This is a genomic window from Tabrizicola sp. TH137 (genome assembly GCF_002855575.1).
Taxonomy (GTDB): Bacteria; Pseudomonadota; Alphaproteobacteria; order Rhodobacterales; family Rhodobacteraceae; genus Paragemmobacter.
The window spans coordinates 396384-416781 of record NZ_PKRQ01000003.1 but is presented as its reverse complement, the minus strand read 5'-3'; the positions used below and the strand labels follow the sequence as shown (position 1 = coordinate 416781).

Annotated in this window: 17 protein-coding genes; 10 read left to right on the top strand and 7 right to left on the bottom strand. The window is 67.3% G+C overall.

Annotated elements, in window-relative coordinates; all coding sequences use genetic code 11:
* Positions 1-37: 37 nt before the first annotated feature.
* Positions 38-421 (top strand): hypothetical protein, encoded by a 384-nt coding sequence (locus tag C0V75_RS11910; RefSeq protein ID WP_101921140.1) that lies wholly within the window; start codon positions 38-40, stop codon positions 419-421.
* Here the strand turns inward: C0V75_RS11910 and C0V75_RS11905 are convergent.
* From C0V75_RS11905 to glyA, 3 genes are all read right to left on the bottom strand, one after another.
* Entirely contained in the window at positions 403-1260 is an 858-nt protein-coding gene (locus C0V75_RS11905; RefSeq protein WP_101921139.1) for a DUF817 domain-containing protein, read from the bottom strand. The genes C0V75_RS11910 and C0V75_RS11905 overlap by 19 nt on opposite strands.
* The gene (locus tag C0V75_RS11900) at positions 1257-3278 is read right to left on the bottom strand and encodes an NAD(P)-binding protein (RefSeq protein ID WP_101921138.1); all 2022 of its coding nucleotides are present in this window, start codon (positions 3276-3278) and stop codon (positions 1257-1259) included. Before C0V75_RS11900 ends, C0V75_RS11905 begins: the two co-directional genes overlap by 4 nt.
* Positions 3279-3393: 115 nt before the next feature.
* Positions 3394-4689 (bottom strand): serine hydroxymethyltransferase, encoded by a 1296-nt coding sequence (glyA, locus tag C0V75_RS11895; RefSeq protein WP_101921137.1) that lies wholly within the window; start codon positions 4687-4689, stop codon positions 3394-3396.
* Positions 4690-4916: 227 nt separating this feature from the next.
* Here glyA and C0V75_RS11890 point away from each other — a divergent pair, with 227 nt between their 5' ends.
* The 3 genes from C0V75_RS11890 to C0V75_RS11880 all read left to right on the top strand — a co-directional run bounded on the left by C0V75_RS11890 (position 4917) and on the right by C0V75_RS11880 (position 7811).
* Positions 4917-5684: an NAD kinase gene (locus C0V75_RS11890; RefSeq protein WP_101921136.1), complete on the top strand. Its 768-nt coding sequence runs from the start codon at positions 4917-4919 to the stop codon at positions 5682-5684.
* Positions 5685-5970: 286 nt separating this feature from the next.
* Positions 5971-6360: a hypothetical protein gene (locus C0V75_RS11885; RefSeq protein ID WP_101921135.1), complete on the top strand. Its 390-nt coding sequence runs from the start codon at positions 5971-5973 to the stop codon at positions 6358-6360.
* Positions 6361-6419: 59 nt separating this feature from the next.
* Positions 6420-7811, top strand: coding sequence for a PepSY domain-containing protein (locus C0V75_RS11880; RefSeq protein ID WP_101921134.1), 1392 nt, complete (start codon positions 6420-6422; stop codon positions 7809-7811).
* A 60-nt stretch (positions 7812-7871) separates the two neighbouring features.
* On the opposite strand, the gene C0V75_RS11875 is transcribed toward C0V75_RS11880, so the two are convergent.
* The 4 genes from C0V75_RS11875 to C0V75_RS11860 all read right to left on the bottom strand — a co-directional run bounded on the left by C0V75_RS11875 (position 7872) and on the right by C0V75_RS11860 (position 14340).
* Positions 7872-9320: a sigma-54 dependent transcriptional regulator gene (locus tag C0V75_RS11875; RefSeq protein WP_101921133.1), complete on the bottom strand. Its 1449-nt coding sequence runs from the start codon at positions 9318-9320 to the stop codon at positions 7872-7874.
* Positions 9317-9733 (bottom strand): hypothetical protein, encoded by a 417-nt coding sequence (locus tag C0V75_RS11870; RefSeq protein ID WP_101921132.1) that lies wholly within the window; start codon positions 9731-9733, stop codon positions 9317-9319. The genes C0V75_RS11875 and C0V75_RS11870 overlap by 4 nt, the downstream gene beginning before the upstream one ends.
* Positions 9734-9874: 141 nt before the next feature.
* Positions 9875-11767: a propionyl-CoA synthetase gene (locus tag C0V75_RS11865; RefSeq protein ID WP_101921131.1), complete on the bottom strand. Its 1893-nt coding sequence runs from the start codon at positions 11765-11767 to the stop codon at positions 9875-9877.
* Positions 11768-12045: 278 nt separating this feature from the next.
* Positions 12046-14340 carry an NADP-dependent malic enzyme gene (locus C0V75_RS11860; RefSeq protein ID WP_101921311.1) on the bottom strand — a complete coding sequence of 765 codons (2295 nt, stop codon included), beginning with the start codon at positions 14338-14340 and terminating at the stop codon, positions 12046-12048.
* Positions 14341-14478: 138 nt separating this feature from the next.
* On the opposite strand from C0V75_RS11860, the gene C0V75_RS11855 reads away from it, so the two are divergent.
* The 6 genes from C0V75_RS11855 (at position 14479) to upp (ending at position 20382) form a co-directional block, all read left to right on the top strand.
* On the top strand, positions 14479-15573 hold the full coding sequence (locus C0V75_RS11855; RefSeq protein WP_101921130.1) for a cupin domain-containing protein: 1095 nt from the start codon (positions 14479-14481) through the stop codon (positions 15571-15573).
* A 299-nt stretch (positions 15574-15872) separates the two neighbouring features.
* Positions 15873-16265 (top strand): cytidine deaminase, encoded by a 393-nt coding sequence (locus C0V75_RS11850; protein ID WP_101921129.1) that lies wholly within the window; start codon positions 15873-15875, stop codon positions 16263-16265.
* Between the two features lie 2 nt (positions 16266-16267).
* Complete coding sequence (locus C0V75_RS11845; RefSeq protein WP_101921128.1) at positions 16268-17575, top strand: thymidine phosphorylase; 1308 nt, start codon at positions 16268-16270, stop codon at positions 17573-17575.
* Positions 17575-18771, top strand: coding sequence for a phosphopentomutase (locus C0V75_RS11840; protein ID WP_101921127.1), 1197 nt, complete (start codon positions 17575-17577; stop codon positions 18769-18771). Before C0V75_RS11845 ends, C0V75_RS11840 begins: the two co-directional genes overlap by 1 nt.
* Before the next feature lie 8 nt (positions 18772-18779).
* Complete coding sequence (locus C0V75_RS11835) at positions 18780-19757, top strand: adenosine deaminase (RefSeq protein ID WP_101921310.1); 978 nt, start codon at positions 18780-18782, stop codon at positions 19755-19757.
* On the top strand, positions 19750-20382 hold the full coding sequence (upp, locus tag C0V75_RS11830) for a uracil phosphoribosyltransferase (protein ID WP_101921126.1): 633 nt from the start codon (positions 19750-19752) through the stop codon (positions 20380-20382). Before C0V75_RS11835 ends, upp begins: the two co-directional genes overlap by 8 nt.
* Positions 20383-20398 lie beyond the last annotated feature (16 nt).

The window sequence follows — 20398 nt, the reverse complement described above, 5'->3', positions numbered from 1 at the left end:
GCCATTATTCTGCCACAATCCGTTAAGGGGTGCGAACATGGCTGCGAGTGCGATCATCATCCTGCAAAAGGCAGGACGCATAGCCGAGTTGCTGGAGGAACGTGTCGGCGTCAAGGGGCCGGAGACCGGCCCGCGTCTGGGGCCTCGCCTGCGCCGGGCCTCGCGGATGCTGCCCTCCGAGGCGCGCCGGGCGGCGCGGCGGGTGGCCGTGGCGGAACGGAAGGCGCAGACGGGCGGGATCGTGGATATCGACGCCCATCGCTTTGACGACGATTACCGCCTCTGCCTGCGGCATATCCAGGAGATCCGTCCCGGCAGCCACGGACCGGGCCTGTTGCGGGGTCTGTTGCAGGGCGGGCTGACGGCGGTTCTGTCGCTGTTGATGCTTTATGCGGGGCTGGCCTATGCGGGCCTGATCTGAGGCCCGGGCGCCGGGCCGCCCAGTGCGCCCCGGCTGACCACCGTCACGGTGGCGAAAGAGACATAGAGCAGCAGATACCAGGAGCCGAGCTTGCCGAGGCTGACCAGTTGCCCCGGCACCTGCCCGGAATAGAGCCATGTGCCGGTGAGGGTGCCGACATTCTCGGCGATCCAGAGCGCGAGGGCGGCGAGGAAGGCCGCGAGGGGCATGGGCATCCAGTGGTGCCTGTCCGTGATGCGGAACCAGACGCGGGTGCGGGCGAAGAGGATCAGCGTTGCTGCGAAAAGCCCGAAGCGGATGTCCGGCAGATAGTGGTGGGCGAAGAAATTCGCGTAGATCGCCAGGGCGAGGATCAGGGTCAGGGCAAAGGGCGGATAGGGCGTGAAGCGCATGTCGAAGATGCGGATCACGCGGGCGATGTAGCTGCCCACGGCGGCATACATGAAGCCGGAAAAGAGCGGCACGCCCATCAGCTTGAGCAGCGCGGGTTCGGGATAGTCCCAGGACCCTGCGGCGACCTTGAACCATTCCATCGCCGTGCCGGTGAGGTGGAACAGGAGGATGACCCGCGCCTCTTCCCAGGTTTCCAGCTTCAGCCAGAGGAAGGCCGCCTGCGTGGCAAGGGCGAAGAGGAAGAGCGCGTCATAGCGGTGAAGCGGCCAGTCGGGCTGCCAGATCAGTTTCGATCCGATTATGGCGGCGAGCATCAGGCCGCCGAAGAGGCAGGCCCAGCCCTGTTTCAGGACGAAGAGCGCGAATTCGGCCAGGGGCAACGGCAGGCGGGCGCGGGCGGCGTCGCCGAGGCGGTGTTCGAGGCTGCGGGTGTCGCGCAGGGTCATCGGCGCGGCAGGACGGGGCGTTCGCGGCGCGGTGGCGGGGCGGGGGTCAGATGGGCGCGGGCGACGCCATGCGCATCATGGATGGCATGGGCGATGAGCCCGGGCGCGCGGGCATCGCCGATGCGGGACAGGGTTGTGAGGCCCCTGTCCTGGAGCGCGAGATAGAGCGCATCCTGCGGTTCGCGCGAGGTGACGGGGATCAGGGTCGTGCAGGGGATGATCGTCTCGCGCCCGGTATGGGCGCAGGCCAGGGTGGCGGTGCCGGGTCCGAGGGCGGAGACGATCTGGCCGAGGCGGAGGGTGACGTTCCGGTCGATCAGCCGGGCCTGAAGGCGGGACTGTTCGACGGTGTAGGAGGTCCAGGACGCTACGCTGCCTGCGGGAGAAACATAAGCGACATCATGGCCTTCTGCCGCCAGCAGATCGGCAAGTCCAGCGGCGATGTGATAGCCTTCGTCGTCGAAGATCACGATGGGACCGCCGGGCGGGCGGGTGCCGTCGAGGATATGATCGGGGGTCAGGGTGCGGGGATCTGCAAAGCAGGGCACGCCGCCCGGATGGCTGCGCCCGCGCCCATCGGCGCGCCAGAGACTGCCGGTGGCGATCATGACATGGGAGAGGCCCGTATCGCGGATGTCGTCCGGGGTCATCCGGCTGCCGGGATAGAGGGTGACCTGCGGCAGCTTGGCGATTTGCGTGAGCCGCCAGTCGATCACCCGGCCCCATTCCGCCAGGCCGGGAAGCCGCGCCTCGCGGGTGACGCGGCCGCCGGGTTCGCCCGCCTCGGCCAGAACCACGGGGATGCCGCGCTGGCCAAGGGTGACGGCGGCCTCCAGCCCTGCGGGGCCTGCCCCCACGATCAGGACAGGGTCTGCGGTGCCGATGAGGGCGGGGACGCGGTCGGGATGCCAGCCCTGACGCCATTCCTCGCCCATCGTGGGGTTCTGCGTGCAGCGGATGGGGGCGCCGAGGCCGTCATGGGCGTAGCAGATGTTGCAGCCAATGCATTCGCGGATGTCGTCGAGCCGGCCGTCGCGGATCTTGGCGGGAAGGAAGGGGTCGGCGATGGAGGGGCGCGCGGCACCGATGAAATCGAGGATGCCGCGGCGGAGTTGCGAAAGCATCGTGTCGGGGCTGGTGAAGCGCCCGACGGAGACGACGGGTTTGCCGGTGGCGCTGCGGACATGGGCGATATGGGATTCCAGCGCGGCTTCCTTGACGAAGCGGGACGGGCCCATTTCCACCCCGTAATCCGGGATCGTGACGTCGAAGACATCGACAAGGGGGGCGATGCGGCCCAGGAATTCGGCGCGGGCTGCGCTGCCGGTGCCGTCTTCATCCGTCACCTCGATGCGGATGGCGATGGCGGCGCGGTCGCCCACGGCATCGCGGGTGTCTGACACGAGGTCGCGGATCAGGCGGGTGCGGGCGTCGAAATCGCGCCCGTGGTCATCGGCGCGGCGGTTCAGCGCGGGGTCGAGGAATTGCGCCAGCAGGTAGGTATGGGCGGCATAGACATAGACGATGTCGAAATCGGCGGCCTTGGCGCGCAGGGCGGCGGCGCGGTGCCAGTCGCGCAGGTCTTTGATATCCTTGCGATCCATCCGCTGGCTTTGCCAGGGGCCGGTTTCGGCGAGGATGCTTTCGGGGCCAAGCGCCGCCGCGCGGCTGAGGACATTCGCGCTGCGCCCGCCGCCATGCCACAGTTCCACCCCCGCCAGTGCGCCATGGGCGTGGACGGCATCGGCCATGGCGGCCATGTTGGCGGTGTCGCCTTCGTCCCAGAGGCTGCAATAGGGGGCGGGCGTGTCGTCCGAACTGGGGTGGATGGAGCAGTATTCGCTGTTGACCACGCCCCAGCCGCCTTCGGCCTTGACCCCGCGCATGGCGGCGAGGGTGGCGGGGTGCTGGTTGCCCATGCCCGAGCAATGGGGAACCTGCCAGAAGCGGTTGGGGGCGGTGACGGGGCCGATCCGAAGCGGCTGGAACAGCGGGGCATAGCGGGGATCGGGGGGCATGCGGACCTGCGGCTGACCTTGCCGTCAAGGGTGGCCCGCCGCCGGGGGAGGCGTCAATGCGAAAAGGGGCGCAGGCTGCGGCCTGCGCCCCTTTTTCCCTGCGAATGCAGAGGGATCAGAGGTTGGGATAGATCGGGAAGCGCTGGCAGAGCGCCTCCACCTCGGCCTTGACCTTGGCTTCGACGGTGGAGTTGCCGTCTTCGCCATTGGCGGCGAGGCCGTCCACGACTTCGGTGATCCAGCGGCCGATCTGGCGGAATTCGCCCTCACCGAAGCCGCGCGTCGTGCCGGCGGGGGTGCCGAGGCGGACGCCGGAGGTGATGGTGGGCTTTTCCGTGTCGAAGGGGATGCCGTTCTTGTTGCAGGTGATGTGGGCGCGGCCGAGGGCCTTTTCGGTGGCGTTGCCCTTCACACCCTTGGGGCGCAGGTCCACCAGCATCAGATGCGTGTCGGTGCCGCCGGTGACGATGTCGAGACCGCCCTTCATCAGCTCATCCGCCAGGGCCTTGGCATTGGCGATGACCTGCTTCTGGTAGGTGACGAATTCGGGGCGCAGCGCCTCGCCGAAGGCGACGGCCTTGGCGGCGATGACATGCATCAGGGGGCCGCCCTGGATGCCCGGGAAGATGGCGGAATTGACCTTCTTGGCGATGGTTTCATCGTCGGTCAGGATCATGCCGCCGCGCGGGCCACGCAGGGTTTTATGCGTGGTGGTGGTGGCGACATGGGCATGCGGGAAGGGCGAGGGGTAGAGGCCCGCCGCCACGAGGCCCGCGAAATGTGCCATGTCCACAAGGAGATAGGCGCCGACGCTATCGGCAATTTCGCGCATCCGCTTGAAGTCGATCACGCGCGGGATGGCGGAGCCGCCGGCGATGATGAGCTTGGGCTTGTGTTCGGCGGCGAGTTCCGCGACCTGATCGTAGTTCAGTTCGAGGTCCTGTTTGCGCACGCCGTATTGCACGGCCTTGAACCACTTGCCCGACTGGTTGGGCGCGGCGCCGTGGGTGAGGTGGCCACCGGCATCGAGCGACATGCCGAGGATGGTGTCGCCGGGCTGGATCAGCGCCTGGAACACGCCCTGATTTGCCTGAGAGCCGGAATTGGGCTGCACGTTGGCGAAGCCGCAGCCGAACAGCTTGCAGGCCCGTTCGATGGCGAGATTTTCCGCGATATCAACGTATTGGCAGCCGCCATAATAGCGCTTGCCGGGATAGCCTTCGGCATATTTGTTGGTCATGACGGAGCCTTGCGCCTCCATCACGGCGCGGGAGACGATGTTCTCCGACGCGATGAGTTCGATCTCGTGCCGCTGGCGGCCGAGTTCCTGGGTGACCGCGCCGAAAAGCTCCGGGTCGCGGGTGGCAAGCGGTTCGGTGAAGAATCCGGAGTCGCGGTGGGGGGCGTTCATGGGCACTCCTCATGACGATGGACGGCATTTGCGGGCTTGGGCAGCATCTAGCGCAACGGGTGGGCTGCGGGAAGGCAGGAAAACGACTCCAAACGTGGCTCGTGCGAAATAATTGTGCGTGGCGGGCGGATCGGCGCCGATGGGAGCGGCGGGCGGGGGTTGAGTTTGCGGCGCTTGCCCCGCAAGGATGGGGGGCGGGCAGGGCCTGCGGGAAAAGGGGACTGGCGATGGCCTTTGGACGGATTGCCTTCAGGGCATCGACGGCACCGGCGGCGGTGGAGGCGCTGCGGGTGCTGACGGCGCGCTATGGGCAGGCGGAGGTGGAAAAGGCCGATGTGGTGGTGGCCCTTGGGGGCGACGGATTCATGTTGCAGACCCTGCATGAGACGCAGGCGATGGCTCTGCCCGTTTATGGCATGAATTGCGGGACGATCGGCTTTCTGATGAACACCTACCAGCCGGGCGACCTGCCGGAGCGGCTTGCGGCGGCCGAGGAGGCGGTGATCAATCCGCTGCGGATGCGCGCCGTGGGGGTGGATGGGACGGTGCATCAGGCGTTGGCCATCAATGAGGTGAGCCTGTTGCGGGCCGGGCCGCAGGCGGCCAAGCTGCGGGTGATCGTGGATGGGCGGGTGCGGATGGAAGAACTGGTCTGCGATGGCGCTCTGGTGGCGACGCCTGCGGGATCAACGGCTTACAACTATTCGGCGCATGGGCCGATCCTGCCCATCGGGGCGGATGTGCTGGCCCTGACGGCGATGGCGGCCTTCCGGCCAAGGCGGTGGCGGGGGGCGCTGATCCCCAAGACGGCGGTGGTGCGGCTGGAGGTGCTGGAGGCGGCGAAACGTCCGGTGATGGCGGATGCCGACAGCCGGGGATCGGTGCGCGAGGTGGCGAGTGTGGAGATCCGGTCGGAGCCGGGGGTGCGGCATCGGATACTCTTTGATCCGGGGCATGGGCTGGAAGAGCGGCTGATCAACGAGCAATTTGTCTAACCCCCAATCTCCAACCGGTAACCCCTTGCGCGCGCTGGGTTTACTGTCCGGATTTGCGGGAAACGGCCGTGCCGCATTGTGTGCCGCATTCTGTGCCGCAAACTGTGGCCACGCGCGGTGGGGAAAGCGGGCGTTAACCATTCTGCGGGGGGTGAGTCGGGGGCTGCGGGGCCTTGGCGCCGTGCTGTGACTATGACCACCTGGCCAGGCCATAACCTGAATCTGTGGCGGATTGTTGGACCTTTGGCCCTTGATCGGCGGGGATAAGCTGCGTTAGCGCTACGGCATGGTGTTGGCGCGTTTCCCTTGGCTCCTGCGGGCCTGTCTGGCCCTGATCCTGGCCTTTGTTCTGGCCGGGACGGGGGCGGCGCATCGTCCGGTGGAACGTCCGGGCGAAGCGGCGGCGCTGGCGCTGTTCCTTCAGGCGGGCGGGTCGCTGGAGGACCTTTGCCATGTGGCGGGCGAAGAGGGGCATGGCGGTGGCCATGCGCTGATCGAGTGCCCGGCCTGCATGTTGCAGAAGGCGGGTGTCCTGGTCGCCGTGGCGGCGGGCGTGAGCCCTGCGCCGATGGGACGGGCCGAGACCCTGGCCTTTGCCCAGGCCGACCCTGTTGCACCTGCATCGCCCGTTCTGTTCCCCCCGGCGCGGGGGCCGCCGTCCATCCTTCTTTCCTGATGCGACTTTCAGGCTGCCGCGCGGTGCGGCGGCCGGCTTCTGGACAAGGAGGAACCGCGATGGTTTCCACGACGGACAATGTCGCCGCAGCGGCGACGGAACGGCGCTATTTCACGGTGTGGCGCTGGCATTTCTACTGCTCTCTCTACGTCTTTCCCTTCCTGATGATGCTGGCGGTGACCGGCCTGATCATGCTGTGGATTTCGGCGATGACGGAGATCAATGGCGAGCGGACGGTGATCGTGCCGGGCGAAGCGCCGATGGCCGTTTCGGCGCTGGAGGCGGCGGCGGAGGCCGCGGTGCCGGGTGGCGCGGCGGTGACCTATATCGAGCCGATGGCGGCGGATCGCGTCGCCGTCTTTCAGGTGGCGGGCGAGGCGGGCGATGTGACCGTGGTCCTGAACCCCTATACCGGCGAGGTGGTGGAGACCTTCCCCTGGCGCGCGGGCTGGTATGATTTCGCGACCGAGATCCATGGCACGCTGCTGATCGGTGATCTGGGCGATTGGCTGATCGAGGCGGCGGCGTCGCTGGGGGTGATCCTTGTCGTCACGGGCGTCTGGCTGCATTGGCCGCGCCGGGGCGCAGGATGGCGCGAGACGCTGTTGCCGAAGATTGCCTTCACCTCGCGCGGGGCCTGGAAGGCGCTGCATGGCGCGGTGGGGATGTGGATGTCGGTCATCCTGCTGGTCTTCCTGATTTCCGGCCTGAGCTGGGCGGGCATCTGGGGCGGCAAGATGGTGCAGGCCTGGTCCACCTTCCCGGCGGAGAAATGGGATGCGGTGCCCTTGTCGGACAAGACCCATGCCGAGATGAACCATGGCGCGGCGAAGGAAGTGCCCTGGGGTCTGGAACAGACGCCGCTGCCGGAGAGTGGGTCGCTTGCCGGCACGCAGGCGGTGACCGGCGCGGTGGATATCGACGGGCTGGTCGCCTTCGCGCGGAGCCTTGGGTTCAACGGGCGGTTCCAGCTTGCCATTCCGGGCGACGAGACGGCGGTCTGGACGATCAGCCATGACAGCATGTCGAATGACGGGCCGGACCCGAGCGCGGATCGCACGATCCATGTGGACCAGTATACCGGCAATGTGCTGGCCGATGTGGGCTATGCCGATTACAGCCCCTGGGCCAAGGCGATGGCCTATGGCATCGCCTTCCACGAGGGCGACATGGGGGTGTGGAACCTGGCGCTGAACACGGTCTTCTGCCTGTCGATGATCTTCCTGCCGGTGTCGGGGCTGGTGATGTGGTGGAAGCGGCGGCCCGAGGGGGCCTTGCGCCTTGCCGCGCCGCCTGCGCCGCAGGGGCTGGCCTTCTGGTGGGGGGCGGCGGCGCTGGTCGTGGTGCTGGGGATCGCCTTCCCGCTGGGCGGTGCGGCGATTGCCGCGGTGATCCTGCTGGATCTGGTGCTGTTGCGGCAGGTTCCCGCGCTGCGGCGGGTGTTTTCGTGATCGGGTAGGGCGGGGTTAACCCCGCCCTGCGCGACGGCAGGATGGGCGGTATCGCCCATCCTACGCGTCTTTCCAGCCTTCGATCTTGCGATAAAGGGTGGAGGGCGCGAGGTCGAGGACGCGGGCGGCCTTGGGGACAGAGCCGTCAAAGCGGCGCAGCGTCGCCTCGATCACCAGACGTTCGATTTCGGCCAGGGGTTTGCCGACCAGCCCTTCGACCATGGGTTCGGGCGGGGCGAGGGCCGTGCTGGCGGCGGGGGCCTGCCGGTTGCCGTCATCAGCGACGATATGGGGCAGCATGTCGAGGGTGACGCGGCCGCCTTCGTTCATCACCACGACATGGCGGATGACGTTCAGAAGCTGGCGCACATTGCCGGGCCAGGGGAGGCGGCGGAAGAGGGCGGCCACTTCGGGGGAGAGGCCGTCGAAGTGACGGCCTTCCTCGGCGGCGAAGCGGGCGAGCGCCTCTTCGGCGATCTCGATGACGTCGTCGCCCCTTTCGCGCAGGGGGGGCATGTGGATCGGCACGACGAAGAGGCGGTAGTAGAGGTCTTCGCGGAACTGGCCGCGGCGGACGGCATCGAGCGGGTCCTGGTTGGTGGCGCAGACGATGCGGACATTGACCTTGCGCGGGCGGGTGGCGCCGACGGGCTGCACCGTGGAGGTTTGCAGGAAGCGCAGGAGCTTGGTCTGCAGGGCGGGGGCCATCTCGCAGATTTCATCGAGGAAGAGCGTGCCGCCATCGGCGGCGGCGGCGGCGCCGGGCTTGTCGGAGATGGCGCCGGTGAAGCTGCCTTTCATATGGCCGAAAACTTCGGATTCGAGCAGATCCTGCGGGATGGCGCCGCAGTTGAGCGCGATGAAGGGGCCGGTGGCGCGGGGGGAATTGTCATGGACGGCGAGGGCGCAGAGTTCCTTGCCGGTGCCGCTTTCGCCGGTGATGAAGACGGTGGCCATGGAGCGGGCGACGGAGCGGATCTTGGCATGGATGCGGGCCATCGTGTCGGAGGTGCCGACGAAGATGCCGCCGGGGGCGGGGGGCTGCTGGCTGGTGGGAAGGGCGGCGGCGATGGCGGCCGGGCGGGGCGGGCTGGTGGTGACGGGGGGGGCGGCGGCGGCGGCCGTGCCGCGGCGGGGGCTGCGCCCGGCGAGGGCATTGTCCACCGCGCCGAGGAAGCGGGTTTCGTCGAAGGGTTTGACGAGGAATTCATGCGCGCCGGCGCGCATCGCTTCGACCGCCTTGTTGATGGAGCCGTTGGCGGTGATGACGATGACATTCACCTCGGGGCGGAGGGTGAGCATGTCCTGCATCAGTTCCAGACCATCACGGTCGGGGAGCATCAGGTCGAGGAGGACCACCGTCGCGCCGCTTTCGCGGAAGGCGGCGAGGCCTTCGCGGGCGGTGCCGGCGCAGCGGACGGCGTGGCCCGCATTGGCGAGGACCGAGCGATAGACCATCTGGAGCGAGGGCGTGTCCTCGATCAGGAGGAGGGGGGGCTGGTCGGTCATGGCGCGGTCTTGCGGGGGGGCGTGCTGGCGGTTGTGGTGGCGGGCGTGGTGGCGCAGGGCGGGCGGGCGGCGAGGAGGCGGCGCAGGCTGTCGAGATCGGCGAGGAGCGGGGCCGAGAGGGCGGCGGCCTGGCGTTCGCTGCGGCCATGGGCGGCGGTGTTCAGGTCGATGGCCAGCGCATGCAGCCGATCCGCGCCGATCGTGCCGGCGAGGGAGATGAGGACATGGGTCTGGGCGCGGATGACCGTCCAGTCCCCGGCGTCGAGCGCGGCGGTGAGGGCGGTGGCGACGGAGGCGAGATCGGCCTGCATCTGGCGCAGGATCAGGGGGGCGGTGTCGGGTCCGGCGAGGGCGAGGATGTCGGAGAGCCTCTGGCCATCGCCGATTATGTCGGCGGCTGGGGCATGGGTCATGGCTGCACGCCTCGGCATGGGGCGCGGGGCGGGATGCGGACAGGGATGGGGCGGCGCGCTTGCAGATCCTGCATGCGCGCCAGAGTATCGGTGCGCCGGTCTTTGTCCAGTGCCGGGACGCCGCGGCCCGGCGGTGCGCGGCTATCCGCGCGCGAGGCCGAGGCTTTGCAGGGCGGTGCGGATCTCGTCGAGGATGGCGGGATCGTCGATGGTGGCGGGCATCTTGAAGGGTTGCCCGTCGGCGATCTTGACCATGGTGCCGCGCAGGATTTTCCCCGAGCGGGTCTTGGGCAGGCGGTCCACCACCACGGCGCGCTTGAAATCGGCGACGGGGCCGATCTTTTCGCGCATCAGGGCGACGCATTCCTTCACGATCTCTTCCGCCGGGCGGGTGCAGCCCTTGTTGAGGCAGAGGAAGCCCAGCGGTGACTGGCCCTTGAGGTCATCCGACACGCCGATCACGGCGCATTCGGCGACGTCCTTGTGAAAGCCCAGCACCTCTTCCATCGCGCCGGTGGACAGGCGGTGGCCTGCGACGTTGATGACATCGTCGGTGCGGGCCATGATGTAGAGATAGCCGTCTTCGTCGATATAGCCCGCATCGCCGGTTTCATAAAAGCCGGGGAAATGGGAGAGGTAGGATTTGCGGAAGCGGTCCTCGGCGTTCCAGAGGGTGGGAAGGGTGCCGGGGGGCAAGGGCAGCCGGATCGCGATGGCGCCGAGCTGGCCGGGCGCGACGGGATGGCCGCCTTCGTCCAGCACCTGCACGTCGAAGCCGGGCATGGCGACGGAGGGGGAGCCGACCTTGATGGGCAGATGTTCGATCCCCAGGGGGTTGGCCGCGATGGCATAGCCGGTTTCGGTCTGCCACCAGTGATCGACCACCGGCACGCCCAGATGGCGGCCCGCCCAGTTGACGGTATCGGGATCGGCGCGTTCCCCGGCGAGGTAGAGGGCCTGGAGATTGGTCAGGTCGTAGTTCTTGACGAGATGGCCTTCGGGATCGTCGCGCTTGATGGCGCGGAGCGCGGTGGGGGCGGTGAAGAAGGCGCGGACCTTGTGTTCGGCGATGACGCGCCAGAAGGCCCCGGCATCGGGGGTGCCGACGGGTTTGCCTTCATAGACGATGGTGGTGCAGCCCGCGATGAGGGGGGCATAGCAGATATAGCTGTGGCCCACGACCCAGCCCACATCGGAGGCGGCCCAGAAGACATCGCCCACGCCGCAATTGTAGATGGCGCGCATGGTCCAGGCCAGGGCCACGAGATGGCCTGCGGTGGGGCGCACCACGCCCTTGGGCGCGCCGGTGGTGCCGGAGGTGTAGAGGATATAGGCGGGGTGGTTGCCTTCCACCGGGACGCAATCGGCGGGGTCTACGCCATATTGGAAGCTGTGCCAGGCGACGTCGCGGCCTTCGATCAGTTTCGCCACTTCCTGTTCGCGCTGGAGGATGACGCAGAAGTCGGGCTTGTGCGCGGCCATGTCGATGGCGGCATCGAGGAGCGGCTTGTAATGCACGACGCGGTTCGGCTCGATCCCGCAGGAGGCGGCGATGATGGCCTTGGGCGTGCAGTCGTCGATGCGGACGGCGAGTTCGTTGGCCGCGAAACCGCCGAAGACCACGGAATGGATCGCGCCGAGGCGGCCGCAGGCGAGCATGGCTTCCAGCGCCTCGGGGACCATCGGCATGTAGATGATGACGCGGTCGCCCTTGGTGACGCCCTTGGCGCGCAAGGCACCGGCGAGGCGGGCGACGCGGTCCTGCAATTCGGCATAGGTGATGACATGTTTGGTCCCGGTGACGGGGCTGTCATGAATGATGGCGGGCTGCTGGCCGCGCCCGGCGATGACGTGGCGGTCCACCGCATTCCAGCAGGTGTTCACGCGGGCATCGGTGAACCATTCATAGAGCGGGGCGCGGGAGGCGTTGAGGGCCGAGACGGGGCGTTCGATCCAGTCGATGGCCCCGGCGGCGTCGAGCCAGAAGCCTTCGGGATCGGCCTGCCATTTCGCATAGAGTTCACGGTATGCCATTGTATGCCCTCCTCCACGAGTTGGGTTGTGTTACGCGAGGCGGGGGGCGTGACGCAACGCTGTTACCGGAAACAGCGGGCGGGTGCGGCAATATGTTTGCAGATTATTGCAAGTGTGGTCTGCAAAATTTTGCAATTCCGGCGCGGCTTCGCGGAGGACAGCGAAGCGGGGCGGGGTTTGCAAAGTTTGCGGCGACTCAGGCGTAGGATGGGCAGTATTGCCCATCCTACCTTTGGGGGCGCGGGATGGGCCGGATGGCCCATCCTACGGGGGCGGCCCTAGCTGTAATGGGTGACCGGGGTGCCTGCGAGGGCGGAGATGTTCAGAAGCCCACGCGCGGTGATGGAATTGGTCACGATATGGGCCTTGTTGCCCATGCCCATCAGGATCGGCCCGACTTCCAGCCCGTTGGCCTTCATCTTGAGGATGTTCCGCGTGGCCGCCGCCGCATCGGTGGAGGCGAAGACGAGGACATTGGCCGGGCCTTCCATGCGGGAATTCGGCAGCAGCCGGTCGCGCAGCGACTGATCCAGCGCCGAGTCCACGTTCATTTCGCCTTCATAGCAGAAATCGGGTTCGCGGGCGTCGAGCAGTTCGAGCGCGGCGCGCATCCGCTGGGCGGCGGAATTGTCCATGTTGCCGAACTGGCTTTGCGTGCAGAGCGCGATCTTGGGCGTCAGGCCGAAGCGGCGGACATGGCGGGCGGCGCCGATCACGCTTTCCATGATCTGCTGCGGCGTGGGTTCGGGGTTGACCTGCGTGTCGGCGATGAAGAGCGGGCCGTCTTCGAGGATCATGAGCGAGAGCGCGCCCACGGGATGCAGCCCGCCGCGTGCCAGAACCTGACGGATATAGTTGAGGTGCCAGTGATATTGCCCGAAGGTGCCGCAGATCAGGCTGTCGGCCTCTCCCCGATGCACCATGACCGCGCCGATGGCAGTGGTGTTTGTGCGCATCACGGCCCGCGCGATATCGGGCGAGACGCCGCGACGGGCCATCAGATCGTGATAGGTGCCCCAGTAATCGCGGTAGCGGGGATCGTTTTCCGGGTTCACCAGATGCACGTCGCGGCCGGGGCGGATGGGAAGGCCCGCACGTTCGCAGCGCATCTCCACCACTTCGGGGCGGCCGATGAGGATGGGGATGTCGTTGGTTTCCTCCATCATTGCATGGGCGGCGCGCAGGACGCGTTCATCCTCGCCCTCGGCAAAGACGATGGTGCGGGCGGCGACCTTGGACGCTTCGAAGACCGGGCGCATGATGAGGGCGGATTTGAAGACGGAGCCGTCCAGCTTGCGCTTGTAGGCGTCGATGTCGTCGATGGGCCGGGTGGCGACACCCGAGTCCATCGCGGCCTTGGCGACGGCGGAGGCGACGACGCCGATCAGGCGCGGGTCGAAGGGTTTGGGGATCAGGTAATCGGCGCCGAAGGAAAGCTTCTCGCCGGAATAGGCGGCGGCGGCCTCGGCGCTGGTGGTGGCGCGGGCGAGGGCGGCGATGCCTTCGATGCAGGCAAGCTCCATCTTCTTGTTGATGACGGTGGCGCCCACGTCGAGCGCGCCGCGGAAGATGAAGGGGAAGCAGAGAACGTTGTTGACCTGATTGGGGAAGTCCGACCGGCCCGTGGCGATGATCGCATCGGGGGCCACGGCGCGGACCTGATCGGGCAGGATCTCGGGCGTGGGATTGGCGAGGGCGAAGACAATGGGGCGGGGAGCCATCTTCGCCACCATCTCGGGCGTCAGCACCCCGGGGCCGGAGAGGCCGAGGAAGAGGTCGGCCCCTTCGATCACGTCGGCCAGCGTGGCGGGGGTGGTGCCCTGGGCGAATTCCTCCTTCTGGGCGGTCATCTGGTCATGCCGGCCCTCATAGACCAGACCGGCGAGATCGCAGAGCCAGACGTTTTCGCGTTTCACGCCGAGGTTCAGGAGCATGTTGAGGCAGGCGATGCCCGCGGCGCCTCCGCCGGTGGAGACGACCTTGATCTCGTCGAACCTTTTCCCTGCGACGATGAGGGCATTGGTGGCGGCGGCCCCCACGACGATGGCGGTGCCGTGCTGGTCATCGTGGAAGACGGGGATGTTCATCCGTTCGCGGCAGAGCTTTTCGACGATGAAGCAGTCGGGGGCCTTGATATCTTCAAGGTTGATCGCGCCGAAGGTGGGTTCCAGCGCGCAGACGATATCGGCGAGTTTCACCGGATCGGGTTCGTTCAGCTCGATGTCGAAACAGTCGATATTGGCGAATTTCTTGAAGAGGACGGCCTTGCCTTCCATCACGGGCTTGGAGGCCAGCGCGCCGATATTGCCAAGGCCAAGGACGGCGGTGCCGTTGGAGACGACCGCAACGAGATTGCCGCGGGCCGTGTAGCGCGAGGCGGTGGCGGGGTCAGCCTTGATTTCGAGACAGGCCTCAGCCACGCCGGGGGAATAGGCGCGGGAGAGGTCGCGGCCATTGGCCAGCGGCTTGGTGGCGCGGATTTCGAGTTTTCCGGGCTTGGGGAATTCATGATAGTCGAGTGCCGCCTGACGCGCGTTTTCCTGCCGTCCGTCGCCCTTGACGTGATCTTCCATCGCCCCCTCCACCAGTTTGTTCAACGTTAAACTATTTTTTGTCGAACCATTTCCCTCTCTTTCCAATAGGCGTTTTCGCCCCGTCTTGCAAATCCCCGAAGGGCGCGGCCATTCTTCGCGGGGACAGGGGAGGGAAAGATGTTCGAAGTCAAAGGCGAAACCCGGGCCGAGATGCGGCTGCCGACGCAGGAATTGCGGGATGACCTGCCCTTCTGGACGAAGAAACTGGGGTTCCGGCTGGACATGATCTATCCGGCTGACAACCCGGAGGTGGCGGTGCTGTCCGGGCATGGCCTCAGGCTGCGCATCCAGAAGGGGGCGGCGGAGCATCCCGGCACGGTGCGCATCCTGACGGATGAAGAGGGCTTTGCCGGGGGGGAGCGGCTGCTGATCGCGCCGAACGGGACGCGGGTGGAGATCGACCGGGCCAATCCGCCGCTGGTGCTGCCCAGGACGGAACATGCCTTTGTGGTGCGCAGGCTGGCGGAACAGGCGCCCTGGATCATCGGGCGGGCGGGGATGCAGTATCGCGACCTCGTGCCCTCGCGGCTGGGCGGCGCGATGATTGCAAGCCATATCCGCATCCCGGATGGCGGGCCGGTGCCGGATATGGTGCATTTCCACAAGGTGGGGTTCCAACTGATCTTCTGCATCAACGGTTGGGTCGATGTGGTCTATGAGGATCAGGGGCCACCGATCCGGCTGACGGCCGGGGATTGCTTCATCCAGCCGCCGGAAATCCGCCATCGGGTGCTGCATGCCAGCGACGGGATCGAGGTGATCGAGATCGGCGTTCCGGCAGAGCATATCACCGAGATCGACCATGAGATGGAACTGCCGACGCCGCATCTGCGCCCCGAGCGGGAATGGCAGGGGCAGCGCTTCGTCCATGACCGGGGGGCTGAGGGGGTGTTCCGACCTTTCCGCCTGCCGGGTTTCGTGGCGCGGGATACCGGCATTCATGATGCGACGAAGGGCGTGGCCTCGGTCATGGTGGCGCGGCCGGATAGGGGGGAGACCGTCTGGACGCGGCATGAGGGGGATATCCTCTTCACCTTCGTGATGGCGGGGGAATTCACGCTGGAGGGCGAGGGGAAGGACCCGTTCCGCCTGTCGCCGGGGGATGCCTTCGTCATCCCGCCGGGGATGGCCACGCGATACGCGGGTCCGTCAGACAATCTGGAATTGCTGGAGGTGACCTTGCCGGGGGCGCCTGCGACGGTGCGGGTCTGATCCTGCGGCGTGTCGCCTGTGGGGGGCCGGTGCAGGGGGCTGTCTGCCCCCTCTTGGCCTGCGGCCAATTCACCCCCGAGGATATTTGAAGACAGAAAGTGAGGCGAGGGCGGCGCGTTAACCTTAACGGCCTGCGTCCTGTTCACTTTCTGTCTGAAAATATCCTGCGGGGGGTGAGCCGCGGCACGCGGCGAGGGGGGCGCAAAGCCCCCCTGCGACGGCGGGGCTTGCAGGACCGCTTGCCATTCCGGGCGCGGGCTTCCAGACTGATGGGCCAGAATTCCCGCAGGAGCCTGCCCATGTCCCTTCTTGCCGCCGCGACCGAGGTTCGTGAAAAGGCCTATGCGCCCTATTCCCGCTTCAAGGTGGGGGCGGCGCTGCGGACCAGCGCGGGCACGGTCTATGTCGGCTGCAATGTGGAAAACGTGGCCTATCCCGAAGGCACCTGCGCCGAGGCCGGGGCGATTGCGGCCATGGTGGCGGGGGGCGAGACGCGGATTGCCGAGGTGCTGGTGATCGCCGACAGCCCCGAGCCGGTGCCGCCCTGCGGCGGGTGCCGCCAGAAGATCGCGGAATTCGCGGGGCAGGAGGTGCGGGTCACGCTTTGCACCACGGATGGCAAGCAGAAGGTGATGACGGTGGCGGAGCTTTTGCCGGGGGTCTTTACCGCCGCGCATATGGACCGGACCTGAGCGTGGACGCGCGGGCGATCATCGCGAAGCTGCGGGATGGGGGGCAGCCCTCGGCGGCGGAACTGGGCTGGTTCGCCAGAGGATTGGCCGATGGCGCGGTGAGCGATGCGCAGGCCGGGGCCTTTGCCATGGCGGTGCTGCTGAAAGGGCTGGGCGAGCAGGGGCGCGTGGCGCTGACCAAGGCGATGCGGGATTCGGGCCGGGTGCTGGACTGGGATCTGAACGGGCCGGTGGTGGACAAGCATTCCACGGGCGGGATCGGGGATTGCGTGTCGCTGCTGCTGGCCCCGGCGCTGGCGGCCTGCGGGGCCTATGTGCCGATGATTTCGGGCCGGGGACTGGGCCATACCGGGGGGACGCTGGACAAGCTGGAAGCGATCCCCGGTTTCCGGACCGGGCTGAGCGAGGAGCAGTTGCGGCGGCAGATCGGCGAGGTGCGCTGTGCCATCGTGGCGGCGAGTGCCGAGATCGCGCCGGCGGACCGGCGGCTTTATGCGATCCGCGACGTGACCTCGACGGTGGAGAGCGTGGACCTGATCACCGCCTCGATCCTGTCGAAGAAGCTGTCGGCGGGGCTGGAGGCGCTGGTGCTGGACGTGAAATGCGGATCGGGCGCCTTCATGGACACGCTGGAGAAGGCGGAGGCGCTGGCGCAGGCGCTGGTGTCCACGGCGCAGGGGGCGGGCTGCATGACGCGGGCGCTGATCACCGACATGAGCCAGCCGCTGGCGACGGCGGCGGGCAATGCGCTGGAGGTGATCGAGGTGATGGAGACGCTGACCGGGACGTCGGTCAATGCGGCACTCTGGGACCTGACGGCGGCGCTGGGGGGCGAGGCGCTGGCGCTGGGCGGGCTGGCGGCGGATGCCGAGGATGGCGAAGCGCGGATCATCGCGGTGCTGGAGAACGGGCAGGCGGCGGAATGGTTCGGTCGGATGGTGGCGGCGCAGGGCGGGCCTGCGGATTTCGTGGAGCGCTGGCCCGACCGGCTGCCATCGGCGCCGGTGGTGGTGGAGGTGCTGTCGGCCAGCGATGGGTTCGTGGCGGCCATCGACGGGCGGGCGCTGGGCGAGGCGGTGGTGCATCTGGGCGGCGGCCGGCTGCGCGAGGGTGACCGGGTGAATCCGTCGGTGGGGCTTTCGGATATGGCGGGCCTGGGCGAGGGGGTGGCGCGGGATGTGCCGCTGGCCCTTGTCCATGCGGCGGATGAGGCGGCGGCGGAGGCGGCGGTGAAGGCGGTGCAGGCGGCCTATCGCATCGCCACCTCGGCGCCGGAGGAGCCGCCCCTCGTGCTGAAGCGGGTGGGGTGATGGCGCGGGCCTTCCTGATCGTGATGGATTCGGTCGGTTGCGGTGGCGCGCCGGATGCGGCGGCCTTTGGCGATGCGGGGGCCAATACCCTGGGCCATATCGCGGCGGAATGTGCGGCGGGCCGGGCGGAGGAGGGGCGGAGCGGGCCGCTGCGGGTGCCGAACCTTGATGCGCTGGGATTGGGGGCGGCGGTGCGGCTGGCCTCGGGGGCCGCGATGCCGGGGCTTTCGGCGGTGCCAGTGGGGCGCTGGGGCGCGGCGACGGAAGTGTCGCGGGGCAAGGACACGCCCTCGGGGCATTGGGAACTGGCGGGGGTGCCCGTGCCGTGGGACTGGACCTATTTCCCGGATCGGGTGCCTGCCTTCCCCGATGATCTGGTGGCGGAGGTTTGCCGTCTGGCGGGGGTTGGCGGGGTCTTGGGCAATTGCCATGCCTCGGGGACCGAGATCATCGACCGGCTGGGGGCGGAGCATCTGCGGACGGGCTGGCCCATCTGCTATACCAGTGCGGATAGCGTGTTCCAGATCGCGGCGCATGAGGAGGTGTTCGGGCTGGAGCGGCTGGTGACCCTGTGCCGCGACCTTGCGCCGAGGCTGCATGGGATGAAGGTGGGGCGGGCGATTGCGCGGCCCTTTGTCGGCGTGCCGGGGGATTTCCGGCGGACGGGGAACCGGCGGGATTTCGCGATTGCCCCGCCTGCGCCCACGCTGCTGGACTGGGTGCAGGGGGCGGGGCGGGTGACCCATGCCATTGGCAAGATCGGCGATATCTTCAGCCATCGGGGGATTTCGCATCTGCACAAGGGCAAGGATGATGCTGCCCTTTTCGATCATCTGGACCGGCTGGCGGGCGAGGCGGAGGCGGGGTCCTTGACCTTTGCGAACTTCGTGGAGTTTGACACGAATTTCGGCCATCGCCGCGACGTGGCGGGATATGCGCGGCAGCTTGAATGGTTCGATGCGCGGCTGGGGCCGTTTCTGGCGCGGCTGGGGCCGGGCGATCTGGCGATCCTGACCGCCGATCACGGCAATGATCCGACCTTTCGCGGTACGGAACATACGCGGGAGCGGGTGCCGGTGGTCTGTCACGGGGCGGGGGCGGGGTCCTTCGGGCTGTGCGGATTTGTGGATGTGGCGGCTTCGGTCGCGGCGCATCTGGGGGTGGCGGCGGAAGGGCCGGGGAGGAGTTTCCTGTGATCACCGACATGCCGAAGGTGGAGTTGCATCTGCATCTGGAAGGGGCGGCCCCGCCGGCCTTCATCCGGGGGCTGGCCAAGGAGAAGAAGGCCGATATCGGCGGCATCTTCGACGAGCGGGGGAATTACAAGTACAAGGATTTCTGGGATTTCCTGAAGGTCTATGAGGCGGCGACATCGGTGCTGACCTCTCCGGACGATTACGCGCGTCTGACGCTGGCGGTGCTGGAGGAAAGCGCCAAGTCGGGCGTCGTCTATTCCGAGACTTTCCTGAGCCCCGATTTCTGTGGCGGGCGGGATGTGGGGGCCTGGCGGGAATATCTGCATGCGATGCGCGAGGCGGCGGACAAGGCCGAGCGGGAGATGGGCATCACCCTGCGCGGCATCGTCACCTGCATCCGGCATTTCGGCCCCGACAAGGCGCGGGAGACGGCGCTCTGCGCCGCCGAGACGGCGGGGGACTGGATCGTGGGATTCGGCATTGCCGGGGACGAGAAGATCGGCAAGCCAAAGGATTACCTGTGGTCCTTCGACTGCGCGCGGGAGGCGGGGCTGCGGCTGACGGCCCATGCGGGGGAATGGGGCGGGCCGGAGTCGGTGCGCGATGCCGTGCGCGATCTGGGGGTGGAGCGGATCGGGCATGGCGTGCGCGCCATCGAGGACCTTGCGCTGGTGGATGAACTGGCCGAGCGGGGCGTGGTGCTGGAGGTTTGTCCGGGGTCGAACATCGCGCTGGGCCTCTATCCGGGCTGGCGCAAGCATCCGATTGGCGAATTGTGGCGGCGCGGGGTGAAGGTCACGGTTTCGACCGATGATCCGCCCTTCTTTCACACCACGATGGCGCGGGAATATGACATGCTGAATGCCGCCTTCGATTGGGACGAGGGGGTTTTCGAGGGGATCGCGCGGACCTCGCTTGACGCCGCCTTCTGTGATGGCGATACGCGGGACCGTATCGCCAAGAAGCTGGAGAGCCGGAATGCTTGAGCACCTGACCGTCGTGACCCATCCGCTCGTCCAGCACAAGCTGACGCTGATGCGGGAGAAGGACACTTCGACCGCCTCCTTCCGGCAGTTGCTGCGCGAGATCAGCCTGCTGCTGGCCTATGAGGTGACGCGCGAATTGCCGATGACGACGAAGCGGATCGAGACGCCGCTGTGCGAGATGGATGCGCCGGCGATCGAGGGCAAGAAGCTGGCGCTGGTGTCGATCCTGCGGGCGGGGAACGGGCTTTTGGACGGGATTCTGGAACTGATCCCGGCGGCGCGGGTGGGGTTCGTGGGGCTGTATCGCGACCATGAGACGCTGCAACCGGTGCAGTATTACTGCAAGCTGCCGGAGCAGTTGGAGGATCGGGTGACCATCGTGGTCGATCCGATGCTGGCGACGGGCAATTCCAGCGCGGCGGCGGTGGACCTGATCAAGGCCAAGGGGGCGAAGGAAATCCGGTTCCTCTGCCTGCTGGCCGCGCCGGAAGGAATTGCCCGGATGAAGGAGGCGCATCCCGATGTGCCGATTGTGACAGCTTCGGTCGATAGTCACTTGAATGAGAACGGTTATATCGTTCCGGGACTAGGCGATGCGGGTGACCGCATGTTCGGCACAAAATAGGCTATTGCCCCCCTTT

Coding starts and splice junctions, on each gene's coding strand:
- C0V75_RS11885 (WP_101921135.1), top strand. CDS start 5,971: ATGGTGTTGGCGCGTTTCCCTTGGCTCCTGCGGGCCTGTCTGGCCCTG.
- C0V75_RS11835 (WP_101921310.1), top strand. CDS start 18,780: ATGCCGAAGGTGGAGTTGCATCTGCATCTGGAAGGGGCGGCCCCGCCG.
- C0V75_RS11900 (WP_101921138.1), bottom strand. CDS start 3,278: ATGCCCCCCGATCCCCGCTATGCCCCGCTGTTCCAGCCGCTTCGGATC.
- upp (WP_101921126.1), top strand. CDS start 19,750: ATGCTTGAGCACCTGACCGTCGTGACCCATCCGCTCGTCCAGCACAAG.
- C0V75_RS11905 (WP_101921139.1), bottom strand. CDS start 1,260: ATGACCCTGCGCGACACCCGCAGCCTCGAACACCGCCTCGGCGACGCC.
- C0V75_RS11870 (WP_101921132.1), bottom strand. CDS start 9,733: ATGACCCATGCCCCAGCCGCCGACATAATCGGCGATGGCCAGAGGCTC.
- C0V75_RS11860 (WP_101921311.1), bottom strand. CDS start 14,340: ATGGAAGATCACGTCAAGGGCGACGGACGGCAGGAAAACGCGCGTCAG.
- C0V75_RS11880 (WP_101921134.1), top strand. CDS start 6,420: ATGGTTTCCACGACGGACAATGTCGCCGCAGCGGCGACGGAACGGCGC.
- C0V75_RS11865 (WP_101921131.1), bottom strand. CDS start 11,767: ATGGCATACCGTGAACTCTATGCGAAATGGCAGGCCGATCCCGAAGGC.
- C0V75_RS11890 (WP_101921136.1), top strand. CDS start 4,917: ATGGCCTTTGGACGGATTGCCTTCAGGGCATCGACGGCACCGGCGGCG.
- C0V75_RS11850 (WP_101921129.1), top strand. CDS start 15,873: ATGTCCCTTCTTGCCGCCGCGACCGAGGTTCGTGAAAAGGCCTATGCG.
- C0V75_RS11910 (WP_101921140.1), top strand. CDS start 38: ATGGCTGCGAGTGCGATCATCATCCTGCAAAAGGCAGGACGCATAGCC.
- C0V75_RS11840 (WP_101921127.1), top strand. CDS start 17,575: ATGGCGCGGGCCTTCCTGATCGTGATGGATTCGGTCGGTTGCGGTGGC.
- C0V75_RS11855 (WP_101921130.1), top strand. CDS start 14,479: ATGTTCGAAGTCAAAGGCGAAACCCGGGCCGAGATGCGGCTGCCGACG.
- glyA (WP_101921137.1), bottom strand. CDS start 4,689: ATGAACGCCCCCCACCGCGACTCCGGATTCTTCACCGAACCGCTTGCC.
- C0V75_RS11875 (WP_101921133.1), bottom strand. CDS start 9,320: ATGACCGACCAGCCCCCCCTCCTCCTGATCGAGGACACGCCCTCGCTC.